Source organism: Streptomyces sp. S4.7 (genome assembly GCF_010384365.1).
Taxonomy (GTDB): domain Bacteria; phylum Actinomycetota; class Actinomycetes; order Streptomycetales; family Streptomycetaceae; genus Streptomyces.
In genome coordinates this window covers 206,099-218,309 of the sequence record NZ_CP048397.1, presented here as the reverse complement: position 1 = coordinate 218,309, position 12,211 = coordinate 206,099, and the positions used below count along the sequence as shown (strand labels likewise).

Genomic DNA, 12,211 nt, shown 5'->3' with positions numbered 1-12,211 from the left:
GCAATGTATCCCGGAGGCATTACAGGCGCAATGTAAAGTGGGGGCGTGCCCCGCAAGGTCGACCACCGTGAGCGCCGCGAGCTGCTCGCCGACGCGCTGATGAGACTGGCGGCCTCGGGCGGCCTGGAGAAGGTGAGCCTGCGGCACGTCGCCGCGGAGGCGGGCGTCTCGACCGGGATGGTGCAGCACTACTTCCGCACCAAGGACGAGATGATGACGTTCGCTCTCGGCATGGTCATGGACCGGATCCGCGAACGGTCACAGGCCGAACTCGTGCCGGGGCCGCCGCTCGAACTCGTTCGCGGTCTGCTGCTGCAGGTGCTGCCGCTGGACGAGACGCGCCGCCTGGAGAACCACGTCGTGCTCGCGTTTCTGGCTTACGCCGCGGTCAAGCCGTCGATCGCGTCCAGGTTGCGTCAACTCGCTGCGGAGACACGGACGTTCATCGCCGACCAGCTCCGGGCCGCCGGTCCGGCGGACGGTGTGGATCCGGAGCGTGCGGCCGCCGGTCTGCTCGCGCTCGTCGACGGGCTGGGTCTGCAACTGCTGTCGCTGCAGTACGCGGAGGACGACGCGGTGGCGGCGCTCGACGCCCAACTCGCCCTGCTCTTCGGTGGCCGGTCGGTTTAGTGCGTGCCTGACCGCAGTGCACCGCTGTGGGTACCGCTTGTGCGGTATGTTTCCGGGTGCCGGGGCGGGTGGGGTTTGGCCGGGGGACGGGGTGGGGGCTGTGGGCGGCGTTGGGGCGGGCGTGGTCGTGGTGGGCGCGGGCCCCGTGGGGTTGCTCGTCGCGTGTGAGCTGGCGGCGTTCGGGGTCGGGGTGTCGGTGGTGGAGGCACGGGGGAGTGTGTCGGGTCGGCCGAGGGCCACGACGCTGCACGCGCGGTCGGTGCAGTCTCTTGTGCGGCGCGGTTATCTGGGTGGGTTCGCGGGTGCCCGGACCGGTGCCGGGAGTGGGAATGGTGGGTTTCACTTCGCGGGGATGCCGGGGCTGACGATCTCGGTGCCGGTGGGGGAGCCGGTGGCGGTGCTGAAGTGTGAACAGCAGGCGTTGGAGAGGTCGTTGGAGGAGCGGGCGCGGGCCGCGGGGGTGTCGGTACTGCGCGGCCATCGGGTCAGTGGGGTGCGTGAGACGGCGGAGGGGGTGCGAGTCTCGGCGGTCGGGCCTGGTGGGCGGGCGGTGGAGTGGGTCGCGGAGTATGTGGTGGGGGCGGACGGTGCGCGTGGTGTGGTGCGCGAGTTGGCGGGTTTCGCATCGCGGTCGTACCCGGCGACGGTGTCCGCGATGGCGGGTGATGTGCGGTTGGAGGAGACGGGGGCCCTGGCGGCGGGGTGGCATCGGACGCCGCGTGGATGGGTGGTGGTGAAGGATGTCGCGGGTGGTGGGGTGCGGTTGCGGACGTTGAACTGTGAGGGTGCTTCGGCTGCGCGTGGAGCGCCGCTGTCGTTGCAGGAGTTTCGCGGGGAGGTGTCGCGGATTGTGGGGCGGGAGGTGGGGATGGGGTCGCCGAGGTGGTTGAGCAGGTTCAGTGACTTCTCCCGGCTGGCGGGGTGCTATCGCAAGGAGCGGGTGCTGCTGGCGGGGGATGCGGCGCATGTGCATTTCCCGATCGGTGGTCAGGGCCTGAGCGCGGGGGTGCTGGATGCCCTGAATCTCGGGTGGAAGCTGGCGCTGACGGTGCGTGGATGGGCGGGTGAGGGGCTCCTGGACACGTACGACCGGGAGCGGCGGCCCGCGGCGCAGCGGGTCATCGACCACACGCGGGCACAGTTGGAGCTGATGCGGCCGGACGCCGAACTCGACCCGCTGCGGGCTCTGTTCGGTGAGTTGCTGGCCGGGGCGCCGGAGGGTGGTGTGCTGGCGTCGATGGTCAGTGGCCAGGACACGGTGCTGCCGGCGCGCGGTGCGGACTCCTCTCCCTGGGAGGGGAGCTTCCTGGCCAACGTCCCACTGGTGACGGGGGAGGGACGTACCGATGTGATCCGTCTGCTGGCCGGGGGGCGGCCGTTGCTGCTGCTGTTCGCCACGGGCGAGGATGCAGTCACACGCGAGGGCGAGAGCGCGAGTGTGGACGCGGGTGGCTACGAGGCACAGGCGCGGCCGTGGGAAGGGGTGTTGCGGGTGGTGCGTGCGGAGCCGGTGCCGGGTCTGCCGTACGGAGCGGTGCTGGTGCGGCCCGACGGGTACGTCGGCTGGGCGGCGGGGGGCGGCGGTCTCGCGTCCGCTCTCCGGGCGTACTTCGGTGGAGGCGGGGGAGCGGGAGTGCGCGACGCCCTTCCGGGCGCGGTCAGTTGAGGGGCGCCGGGTGCCGCTGCTGTCCGGTGGTGCGGGTGTTCTGGAGTGCCCGGTGGACGGAGACCCCTCTGTTCTCGGAGACGTCGACCGCGGCGAGCACCGACGGCACCACGACGCTGGGCAGTACGTGACGCAGCAGGATGGCGACTCTGTGGGGCAGGTCCCGGTAGTTGGAGGTGGCCTGGGACATGGCCTGGATGCCGGCGAAGGCTCCTACCAGCACGTCGGAGGTCTCGGCGGGTACGACATGGGGCATCAGCTCGCCCTGTGCCTGGGCCTTGTTCAGCAGATCGGTGCCGACCTGGCTCCAGCGCAGGAAGGGGCCGCTGCGGTCGAGCCCCTGGGCCTGCTGGTCGAGGGCGAGCCGGACGCCGGCCCGGACCAGTGGGTCGGTCTGCAGGCGGTAGGTGTGAAGGAATATCGTGTCGACCATTTGCTGGACCTTGCAGGGGCGTTCGGGGACGGGCAGCTGGTGGTCCTGCTCGCTGATCACTCCCTCCGCCAGGTCCTCCTTGGAGGGGAAGTGGAAGTACAGGGCGCCTTTGGTGACGCCGGCGGTGGTGAGGATCTCGCTGATCGTCGCCGCCCGGTACCCTCGCTCCTCGAAGACCTTGGCCGCGGCTGCGAGGATCGTCTGCCGAGTGCGGATCGCACGGTCCTGCTGCACCACTGTCGGCCTCCTTTTCTTCACTGAGCCCGGAGACCCCGACAAAAACCGTCCAGTCCGTATCTTACCGCCATGTGGTCCCTCCCGTGCCTGTCCCTGGTGCCAACCGGATTCGGTGAGGCACGGGGACGGAGACGGACGCGGGCACGGGGACATGGGCCCGGAGCGGGGAGTTCTTACAAAGGGGGAGGCCGGGTGATTCTGGTGACGGGTGTGACCGGAACGGTGGGGCGGGAGGTGGCGCGGCGCCTGCCCGCCGGTCGGCGGGTCCGCGTCTGGGCCAGGGATCCCGCGAAGGTCGCCGGGTTGTCGCCGGCGGTGGAGAGGGTCGGCGGGGATTACGAGGATCCGCGGGCACTGGCCCGGGCAGTGGCGGGGGTGCGCACGGTGTTCCTGGTGACCACCCGGGTCGGGGGGGACCACGACGCGCGCATCATCGATGCCGCGCGGGCGGCGGGGGTGCGGCGGGTGGTGAAACTGTCCGCGGCGGCAGTCCTGGACCGGCGGGCCGACGACCTCATCACCCGGTGGCAGCGTGCGAGTGAGGAACTGCTGCGGACGTCCGGGACGCAGTGGACCCTGCTGCGTCCGCGCGCGTTCATGTCCAACTCCCTCGCCTGGGCGGCCTCCATACGGTCCGAGCGGACCGTGCGCGCGCTCTACGGGACATCGGCCAACGCCTGTGTGGATCCCGGAGATGTCGCGGAGGCCGCCGTGCGGGTTCTGACCGAGGAGGGGCACGCGGGGTGTGCGTACACGCTGACCGGACCGCGGGCCCTCACGGCGGTCGGGCAGACACGGCAACTCGGCCTGCTGCTGGGCGTCCGGCTGCGCTTCGAGGAGCTGAGCCGGGACGAGGCGCGCGCGGGGCTGGAGCGGCGCTACCCGGCGCCGGTCGCGGAGGCGTTGCTGGAGAGCGCGGAACGGCAGCGGGCCGGTGCGAAGGCCCAGGTGGACGACACCGTCCGTACGCTGACGGGCCGCCGGGCGAGGTCGTTCCGGGAGTGGGCTGAGGATCATCTCGACGTCTTCGCCCCACTCGCGGAGAATGAAATGACCTGACGATCAGTCAGTTACCCGGCTTGGAACGGGAGTTGGAGACCGTAGGCGCGTCGGGAGAGTGGTCCGGTGCCCGGCGGGTGCCGGGCACCGGACCCGGGATCACGTGGCGGGTGAGGCGATGGTCACGGTCGCGTGGAAGGCGGCTGTTCCGTCCTGGTGGGCGGTTACTCGGACGGTTTCCTCGTGGTCGGCTCCTGATGCGGGGAGTCGGCGTGCCTCGATGACACAGGCTGTGCCGACCTCGACGTAGCGCGTGAACTCGCTGGTGACGGCGAGCGGCAGGGAGGCGTGTCCGAGGGTGGCCGTGGTGGCCTGGCGGGCGGCTTCGAGGAGGAGCATGCCGGGGACGTGGTCGACGGGGTGGTCGAAGAGGATGGGGTGGAGGGTGTCGACCCTCAGGTGCCAGCGGCCGGGCCGTCCCGTGGGGGAGAGCACGACATCCGCGGGTGAGGTCCTTCCGACGGCTCGCGGGGTTTCGGAGAGTGCCGGGGAGATGGCCGGTGCGCGTTCACCGGTGAGGATTTTCGCGGCGCGCAGCCGCTGGTAGATCTTGGGGCCGATGCAGGTGAACGAGCCGCCGCCGGTGGCGGCGAGATGGCCCTCCCGGCGGATCTCCACATCGACGCGGCAGCGGGTCAGGGTGCCGCGGCGTTCTTCCACTTTGGTGCAGGTGACGTCGAGTTGGAGCGTGGGGGGTGTGGGTCCGACGCGGAAGTGCGGGGGGCGGATGGTGAAGTCCAGCTCACCGACGAGCAGATGGTGGTCGAGGGGGACGCCGAACTCGGCGTGCGCCAGGAGAAGTCCGGTCTGCCTGATCGTCTCGGCGGCGATCAGCGGGTCGTGACAGCCGTCCACGTTGGCGTAGAAGCTGTGTCCGCGGGGCCACTGGGCGGTGACGGTGAAGCGGTTGTCGTCCACGCGCTCCCAGGCGGTGAGCATCACCTCCGCGATGCTGGCGCGGTGCACGAACTCCTTCGGGACCGTGGTGGTCAGGGACGGGTGGTAGCGGGGGGCGGTGGTTCTCCGGGTGTTGCTGTCGCACTCGGTGTGGCCGGCGGTGGGTAACGCGTGTATGGCACGACACGTGCTCGCAGACATGTCTGTTCCCCCTGAGCGGCGTTGGCCTGTAGGTGCTGTTGCTGATGGTGTCGGTGTGGGTGTACGGGTGGCGAACATACATACCGACCTGTTTGCATTCCAGCGGTACGGGGCCCTCCGTCTGCACCGCTTGTGGAAGGGGTGGTTCCCTATCGGGCCCCGCGGGCCTGATGTGAGCCGCATGTTTTCGGCCGCTGGCCAGGGGGAACCTCGGACAACATCGCGGTGTCCCGCCCTCCTGGCGCATGGTCGACTCGCGGTTCTCAGGGCCGGTTGTCCGGACCGCCCGTGGCGGACCTCAAGCGGTCCCTCAGCGCTTCTCTAGTCTCCTGATCGACCATGACCGGGCTCGAGGAGACAGGGGGTGGGACGGATGGAGCGTGCACCGGCGGTGCTCCGCCTGGAACGCGGCCGGGCCGGTGAGGAGGAACTCGCCGCGGTGGCGGTGGTGTTGCTCGCGCTGCGGGCGCAGGCACGGGCGGAGACCGCTCGTGGATTGCCACGGGGGTGGGACTGGTGGAAGCGGCCCGGGGGCTACGTGGCGCCCGGCAGTTGGCGGTGAGCCTGCCGCCACCGCACGGCGCGCAGTCCGCCACGGGAAACGCGACCGCACACGCGGTTGGGGAATGTTCTCCACAAGGCCGGGCGAGATCTCCCGGCCTTGTCCCAGGAAGGGACCAGGGATGGCGATGAAGACTGCCTCCGTGCCGGCCGCCGCGGGACCGGGCGATCTGCACGGTCATGTGGCGGAGCTGCACGTGATCAAGGCCCGGGCTGTGGCGGGGCCGAGCGACCGCGCGACCGAGGCGCAGCACGCCAAGGGCAAGCTGACCGCCCGCGAGCGCATCGCGCTGCTGCTCGACGAGGGCTCCTTCCGGGAGGTCGAACAGCTGCGCAGGCACCGGGCCACCGGGTTCGGCCTGGAGGCGAAGAAGCCGTACACGGACGGGGTGGTCACCGGCTGGGGGACCGTCGACGGCCGCACGGTCTTCGTGTACGCGCACGACTTCCGGATCTTCGGCGGCGCGCTGGGCGAGGCCCACGCCACCAAGATCCACAAGATCATGGACATGGCTCTCGCGGCCGGTGCGCCGCTCGTCTCGCTCAACGACGGGGCGGGCGCGCGTATTCAGGAGGGCGTCTGCGCCCTCGCGGGTTACGGCGGCATCTTCCAGCGCAACACCAGGGCTTCCGGTGTCATCCCGCAGATCAGCGTGATGCTCGGCCCGTGCGCGGGCGGCGCGGCCTACAGCCCCGCCCTGACCGACTTCGTGTTCATGGTCCGTGAGACGTCGCAGATGTTCATCACCGGCCCCGACGTCGTCAAGGCGGTCACCGGTGAGGAGATCACCCAGAACGGCCTCGGCGGCGCGGACGTGCACGCCGAGACCTCGGGCGTCGCGCACTTCGCGTACGACGACGAGGAGACGTGCATCGCCGAGGTCCGCTACCTGCTGGCGATGCTCCCCTCCAACAACCGCGAGAACCCGCCCACCACCGAGTCCGAGGACCCGGCCGACCGCCGCTCCGACGTGCTCCTGGACCTGGTCCCGGCGGACGGCAACCGCCCCTACGACATGCGCAAGGTCATCGAGGAACTCGTCGACGACGGCGACTTCCTGGAGATCCACGAGCGCTGGGCCACCAACATCATCTGCACGCTGTCCCGGCTCGACGGCCGCGTGGTCGGCATCGTCGCCAACCAGCCGCAGTCCCTCGCCGGTGTCCTGGACATCGAGGCGTCCGAAAAGGCCGCGCGCTTCGTCCAGATGTGCGACGCCTTCAACATCCCGATCGTCACCCTGCTGGACGTGCCCGGCTTCCTGCCCGGCGTCGACCAGGAGCACGGCGGCATCATCCGCCACGGCGCGAAGCTGCTGTACGCGTACTGCAACGCGACCGTGCCCCGGATCTCGCTCATCCTGCGCAAGGCGTACGGGGGTGCTTACATCGTCATGGACTCCCAGTCCATCGGCGCCGACCTCACCTACGCCTGGCCCACCAACGAGATCGCGGTGATGGGCGCGGAAGGCGCCGCCAACGTCATCTTCCGCAAGCAGATCGCCGAGGCCGAGGACCCCGAGGCCATGCGCGTACGCATGGTCAAGGAGTACAAGGCCGAGCTGATGCACCCCTACTACGCCGCGGAGCGCGGTCTGGTCGACGACGTCATCGACCCGGCCGAGACCCGCGAGGTCCTCGTCTCGGCCCTCGCGATGCTCCGTACGAAGCACGCGGACCTGCCGTCCCGCAAGCACGGCAACCCGCCGCAGTAACTGCACATCTGTGACCACTGCGCCGGCCGAGCAGCACGGCCGGTCTGTTCGCCCTGTCCGAAAACAGCGCTCAGGGTGCAAGGCCGCTCGTTCACCGGGCGCGAGTGGCACCCCGATGTGGCCCTGTGGGGCGGCGGGTGCGAAGGAGAGAAACGCCCAAGTCAGCGTTTTATAAGGAGAGTTGAGAGAGGCTCTGCTGTACGGTGCATCGAAACAGCGCGAGCGGTTTGCTGTTGACAAACCGTCTGTCCTGTTTTGTACTCGTGAGGTGCCGGATGACTGCACACTCAACTAGGGGGCAACGGCGTGCGGATCGACGTATTGGGCGTATTGGACGTCAGAGAGAACGGGGTGTCCGTCGCCCCCACCGCGCCGAAGCCCCGGCAGGTGCTCGCCCTGCTGGCGCTGCATGCCGACCGGGTGGTGCCGGTCTCCGCCCTCATCGACGAGCTGTGGGCGGGCAAGCCACCGCGCAGTGCTCGCACCACGCTGCAGACCTATGTGCTGCAACTGCGCGACCTCATCGCGCTCGCGCTGGACCGGCAGGAGCCCGGCGTCGATTCGGGCTCGCCCTCGCGGCGCAGGGCCAAGGACGTCCTGGTCACCTCGCCCGGCGGGTACATGCTCGTTCTGGGCGAGGGCAGCAGTGACGTCCGTGAGTTCGAACGCCTCGCGGGCATGGGCTACCGCGCGATCGACCAGGGGGACTTCCAGGGTGCCTCGCGGCTGCTGCGCGAGGCGCTTGCCCTGTGGACCGGCTCCGCCTTCGCCGACGTGCAGACCGGTGCGCAGTTGGAGATGGAGGCCAGGCGGCTGGAGGAGGGCCGGCTGTGCGCCCTCGACCAGCGCATCGAGGCCGATCTCCGGCTCGGCCGGCACCGCGAACTGCTGGCGGAACTCACCGTGCTGACCAGTCGCTACAGCACTCACGAGAATCTGCACGCCCAGTTCATGCTGGCGCTGCACCGTTCGGGCCGGCGCGGCGAGGCCCTGGACGTCTACCACCGACTGCGCGGCACCCTGGTACGGGACCTGGGGCTGGAGCCCTCGTCGCGGCTGCGCCAGCTCCAGCAGTCCATCCTGACCGCCGCACCGGAGACCCCACTGGCGGAGCAGCAGACGCCCGCCGTGGCTCCTGTCCCCGGACCCCGCAAGGGCGGCAGTACGAACTCCTTACGCGTCAACTGACGAAAACACGACGGCCCCGAAAGGCGTGGGTCTGCCGGGAACGGTCCGGTCCGGTCGCCTTCCGGAAGCCGACCCGCCCGGGTCCCAGGGGGACCACTCGCACGATCTCGTGACGGCCGCTGTGCCGTCGACGCCGACTCCGACCTCGCTCCTGCCACGGCCGGCGTCGTCTCCTTCGGCCGCCCGCCCACTCCGCCCCTCGCTTCGGCCGTCCCGGCCAAGGGTCCGAGCCGCGGCGGCGTGACCCGGGAGTCCGTCCGGTCCCTGGACTTGGGCGTGGCCCGACTCCTCCCCGGCCTCCGCAGGGCGCCCCACAGCCCTGCGGGCACGGCCCCGGCCAGGAGCGCACACATGAAGCCCCCGCCCGCGGTATGCGGCCGCGCATCGCAGTGATGTGACGACAGACAAGTCCCACCACGGCGAACTTCCGCCCTGCGCCGGCTCCGCTCCGGTCTCCGCTGCGGCGGTCGCCCCGCGCCCCTTCCCTGCGCCGCGCGTTCGGCCCACCTGTACCCGCGTCCGTGCCCGTCGTGGGTGCCGGTCCGCCCGTGTCCGGTGGGCGGTGATGATCAATGATGTTCACAGCCCTCGTATATGAAACCGCTCAAGCGGTTTGTTAGTCTGTTCCGCGTGACCCTGCCGACCGCGAATGCGGCCGGTGGCGCCGTGAGTGGCGCCGCGTGGCACCCGCGCCGGCCTGCGGTCCCGCAGGGCGCGGCACCCCTCAGTGCCTGTTGCCCAGGAGGCAGAGCATGGTCAGACAGGAGCGGGCCGCCCGCACGCGGCGTTCGCTGATACGGGCCGCGGCCGAGACGTTCGCCGAGGTGGGTTTCGTCCCCGCGTCGCTGACGGTCATCAGCAAACGGGCCGGTGTCAGCAACGGGGCGCTGCACTTCCACTTCGCGAACAAGGGCGTGCTCGCCGAGGCGGTCGAGGCGGAGGCCGCCGAGACCGTCCGCCGGCTCACCGAGTCGGCGCGGGCCCGGCAGGGCGACTCCCTGCAAGCGGTGGTGGACGCCACGCACGAGCTGATGGCCGCCCTCGCTCAGGACGTCGTGGTCCGCGGGGGCTTCGGGCTCGCCGGTGACATCGCTCGCCGTGCCGTGTCCCCGCTGCACAAGGAGTGGCAGCGCTGGGTCGAGGACAGCCTGTGCCGGGCCGAGAGCAGCGGCGCGCTCGCGCGGGGGGTGCCCTGGACCGTCGCCGCTCGTGTCATCGTCGCCGCGACCACGGGCTTCGAAGTGCTGGGCGGCAGGGACGCGTCCTGGCTGTCCCGGCAGAACATCACCCGCTCCTGGGAGTTGCTGCTGCCGCTCCTCGCCGACCGGCGGGACCTGGGCACCCTGCTCTGCGCCGGCTCCCGGCCGCCGGCCGCCGCGCCCGAGCCCTCCCTCGTACCCGAGCCGGAGCTCACACCCGCACCCGCATCCGCACCGGAGCAGGCATGGGGGACCTTCGGGCATTAGCACGGTCGGTGCCCGTGTGTACAAGGGCGTTCGCGGTATGTCCACGGGTTTGTCTTCTGCTTGCGTGGTTCGCACTCCCCGTTTAACTGCGGTTGGAGGATTACTCAAGTGCCGCTGAAGGAACCGGTGCCTCCGGTGCGCGTGGGGTTAGCGTGCTGGTTCGCCGACGAATTTCCGCCATCGGGAGTACCCGACGACGAACGGGGAGAGCAATGGAGATTCAGGTTTTAGGCCCGCTGAGTGCCGCCGAGAACGGGGACTCGATCGTCCCGACCGCCGGAAAGCCACGACAGGTTCTCGCCCTTCTGGCGTTGTACCCGAGCCGCGTCCTGCCGGTGTCGACGCTGATGGAGGAGATCTGGGGGACGGAGCTGCCGCAGAGCGCGATGACCACGCTCCAGACGTACATCATGCAACTGCGCCGCTGCCTCGGCTCCGCGATGGGGCCCGGCGTCCCGGGCGGGGCGAAGAACGTTCTGGCCACTCGGCACGGCGGTTACCTGCTGCGCATCCCGCCGGAGTCCGTGGACGTCTACACCTACGAACGCCTGGTCGCCGAGGGCCAGGAAGCCTTCGAGTCGGGGGACGACCGGCGGGCCGCCCGTAGTTTCCGGCAGGCCCTCGCCCTGTGGCAGGGGCCCGCGCTGGTCGACGTACGGCTCGGCCCGGTCCTGGACATTGAGGTCACGCGGCTGGAGGAGTCCCGGCTGATGACCACCGAGCGGCGTATCGACGCCGATCTGCGGCTCGGCCGGCACGCCGAACTCGTCGCCGAACTGGTCGACCTGATCGCCCGTCACCCCCAGCACGAAGGCCTGCACGCGCAGGCGATGGTGGCGCTGTACCGGTCCGGGCGGCAGGCCGGCGCCCTGAACGTGTACCGGAGACTGCGGGAGGGGCTGATAGAGGAACTCGGGGTGGAGCCCTCAACCCAACTCCAGCGCCTGCACCAGGCGATGCTCGCGGTCGATCCCGAACTCGACGTGGTGGCCGGCCTGCGCCGCGGCTCCACCTTCGACCGGTACGCCGCCTAGCTAGTAGCCGTCCGGCGGATCGTCACGATCCCGGGACAGCCGTGGCGAGGACCCGGGGTCGCCCGGTTCGGATTCCACCTCGTCGGCAACGTTCGTGGGGACACCGGGGGCAGGGCCGTACGGGGGACGGTCCCGCGCCTCGCGGCGTACCCGCGCACACCACCGGGGCGGCTCCCCGGAGATATCCAGCGGTCAGGACCTGGCCGCGGGCCGTGTGCTCGGAGCCGCGGTCTCGGCCAGGTCTCCAGCCGCGTTCGAGCCGGCCCGGCAATCATCGAATCTCCGCCCCGGGCGGTACCAGGAGCGGACGCGGAACAGGGGGCGCACATGTCGGTCGACCGGCCGGTTCGGTTGTACTGCTTCGGACACTCCGCCGAGGGCGTCTTCGCCTTCGGCGACTGGGCGGCGGACGTGGGACCCGGTGTGGAGCCGGTCCCGGTCCTTCTGCCGGGTTGTACCCAGCGGCGTACCGAGCCCCGGTTGACCACGCGCACGGGGCTTCTCGCCGAGGTGCTGCCGCTGTTCACGGTCCCCCGCCCCGGCCCGTACGCCCTGTACGGGCACGGACTCGGCTCGCTGGCGGCGCTCACCGTGGTCCGTGCCCTGCACGAGAAGGGCCTGCCGGGCCCGGTGTTCCTCGGCGTCGGCGCCTGGCCCCCGCCCCTCCCGCCCGCAGAGCTGCCGGACGTCCGCCGGGCGACGGACACCGACCTGCTGCATGTCCTCGGCGGCGGGCGAGTCGTGCCGCCCGGCAGCGACGAGGGGATCATGCTGCGGGCCGTACTGCCGGTGCTCCGCGCGGACCTGGAGCTGGCCCAGGACCTGCGCGAGGCGGCCGGCAGACCCTGGCGGGCCGGACCGCTCACCACCCCGGTGCTCGTCGTCGCCTCCGAGGACGATCCGCCGGCCGCGGTCGACGCTGCCGACGACTGGCGCCGGTGGACGCTGGGGCCGGTACGATCGCGGACCGTCCCCGGCCGGCTCCTCGCCCGCGGGAGCGGTGAACTCCCTCAACTGCTGGGCCGGGCCTGCCGCGTCGCCCGCCGCCTCCTCCCGGAGTCCGCGCCCGTCGGCTGACCCCGTCGAGCGCCGGGCACCCGTCGCGGGCCGCCCTCTCTCCTCTC

The 12,211-nt window shown here is 70.9% G+C and carries 11 protein-coding genes; 9 read left to right on the top strand and 2 right to left on the bottom strand.

All coding sequences use genetic code 11. From position 1 onward, the window contains the following. Positions 1-45 precede the first annotated feature (45 nt). Positions 46-630 carry a TetR family transcriptional regulator C-terminal domain-containing protein gene (locus SSPS47_RS00995; protein ID WP_164247740.1) on the top strand — a complete coding sequence of 195 codons (585 nt, stop codon included), beginning with the start codon at positions 46-48 and terminating at the stop codon, positions 628-630. Positions 631-676: 46 nt separating this feature from the next. Further along, positions 677-2,296 (top strand): FAD-dependent monooxygenase, encoded by a 1,620-nt coding sequence (locus tag SSPS47_RS00990; protein WP_164247737.1) that lies wholly within the window; start codon positions 677-679, stop codon positions 2,294-2,296. Here SSPS47_RS00990 and SSPS47_RS00985 read toward each other — a convergent pair. Beyond that, positions 2,289-2,966 (bottom strand): ScbR family autoregulator-binding transcription factor, encoded by a 678-nt coding sequence (locus tag SSPS47_RS00985; protein WP_164247734.1) that lies wholly within the window; start codon positions 2,964-2,966, stop codon positions 2,289-2,291. The genes SSPS47_RS00990 and SSPS47_RS00985 overlap by 8 nt on opposite strands. A 192-nt stretch (positions 2,967-3,158) precedes the next feature. Between SSPS47_RS00985 and SSPS47_RS00980 the strand changes: the two genes are divergently transcribed. Further along, positions 3,159-4,025 (top strand): NAD(P)H-binding protein, encoded by an 867-nt coding sequence (locus SSPS47_RS00980; RefSeq protein WP_164247731.1) that lies wholly within the window; start codon positions 3,159-3,161, stop codon positions 4,023-4,025. Between the two features lie 99 nt (positions 4,026-4,124). Here SSPS47_RS00980 and SSPS47_RS00975 read toward each other — a convergent pair whose 3' ends face one another. After that, positions 4,125-5,123: a ScbA/BarX family gamma-butyrolactone biosynthesis protein gene (locus SSPS47_RS00975; protein ID WP_164247729.1), complete on the bottom strand. Its 999-nt coding sequence runs from the start codon at positions 5,121-5,123 to the stop codon at positions 4,125-4,127. Between the two features lie 373 nt (positions 5,124-5,496). Between SSPS47_RS00975 and SSPS47_RS00970 the strand changes: the two genes are divergently transcribed. From SSPS47_RS00970 to SSPS47_RS00945, 6 genes are all read left to right on the top strand, one after another. Next, positions 5,497-5,685 carry an acyl-CoA carboxylase epsilon subunit gene (locus SSPS47_RS00970; RefSeq protein ID WP_147876106.1) on the top strand — a complete coding sequence of 63 codons (189 nt, stop codon included), beginning with the start codon at positions 5,497-5,499 and terminating at the stop codon, positions 5,683-5,685. 127 nt (positions 5,686-5,812) lie between these two features. Then, positions 5,813-7,399 (top strand): acyl-CoA carboxylase subunit beta, encoded by a 1,587-nt coding sequence (locus tag SSPS47_RS00965; RefSeq protein ID WP_164254323.1) that lies wholly within the window; start codon positions 5,813-5,815, stop codon positions 7,397-7,399. A gap of 306 nt (positions 7,400-7,705) precedes the next feature. Next, on the top strand, positions 7,706-8,587 hold the full coding sequence (locus SSPS47_RS00960) for an AfsR/SARP family transcriptional regulator (RefSeq protein ID WP_147876085.1): 882 nt from the start codon (positions 7,706-7,708) through the stop codon (positions 8,585-8,587). A gap of 752 nt (positions 8,588-9,339) precedes the next feature. Continuing rightward, a complete protein-coding gene (locus SSPS47_RS00955) occupies positions 9,340-10,053 on the top strand; it encodes a ScbR family autoregulator-binding transcription factor (RefSeq protein WP_164247726.1) in 714 nt (237 codons plus the stop codon). A gap of 212 nt (positions 10,054-10,265) precedes the next feature. After that, positions 10,266-11,087 (top strand): AfsR/SARP family transcriptional regulator, encoded by an 822-nt coding sequence (locus SSPS47_RS00950; protein ID WP_164247723.1) that lies wholly within the window; start codon positions 10,266-10,268, stop codon positions 11,085-11,087. Positions 11,088-11,414: 327 nt separating this feature from the next. Continuing rightward, positions 11,415-12,164 carry a thioesterase domain-containing protein gene (locus SSPS47_RS00945; protein ID WP_164247720.1) on the top strand — a complete coding sequence of 250 codons (750 nt, stop codon included), beginning with the start codon at positions 11,415-11,417 and terminating at the stop codon, positions 12,162-12,164. Positions 12,165-12,211: the final 47 nt, after the last annotated feature.

Bases quoted from the DNA above. Each gene is read 5' to 3' on its own strand.
- SSPS47_RS00975 (WP_164247729.1), bottom strand. From the start codon at position 5,123: ATGTCTGCGAGCACGTGTCGTGCCATACACGCGTTACCCACCGCCGGC.
- SSPS47_RS00970 (WP_147876106.1), top strand. From the start codon at position 5,497: ATGGAGCGTGCACCGGCGGTGCTCCGCCTGGAACGCGGCCGGGCCGGT.
- SSPS47_RS00950 (WP_164247723.1), top strand. From the start codon at position 10,266: ATGGAGATTCAGGTTTTAGGCCCGCTGAGTGCCGCCGAGAACGGGGAC.
- SSPS47_RS00955 (WP_164247726.1), top strand. From the start codon at position 9,340: ATGGTCAGACAGGAGCGGGCCGCCCGCACGCGGCGTTCGCTGATACGG.
- SSPS47_RS00990 (WP_164247737.1), top strand. From the start codon at position 677: ATGTTTCCGGGTGCCGGGGCGGGTGGGGTTTGGCCGGGGGACGGGGTG.
- SSPS47_RS00965 (WP_164254323.1), top strand. From the start codon at position 5,813: ATGAAGACTGCCTCCGTGCCGGCCGCCGCGGGACCGGGCGATCTGCAC.
- SSPS47_RS00945 (WP_164247720.1), top strand. From the start codon at position 11,415: ATGTCGGTCGACCGGCCGGTTCGGTTGTACTGCTTCGGACACTCCGCC.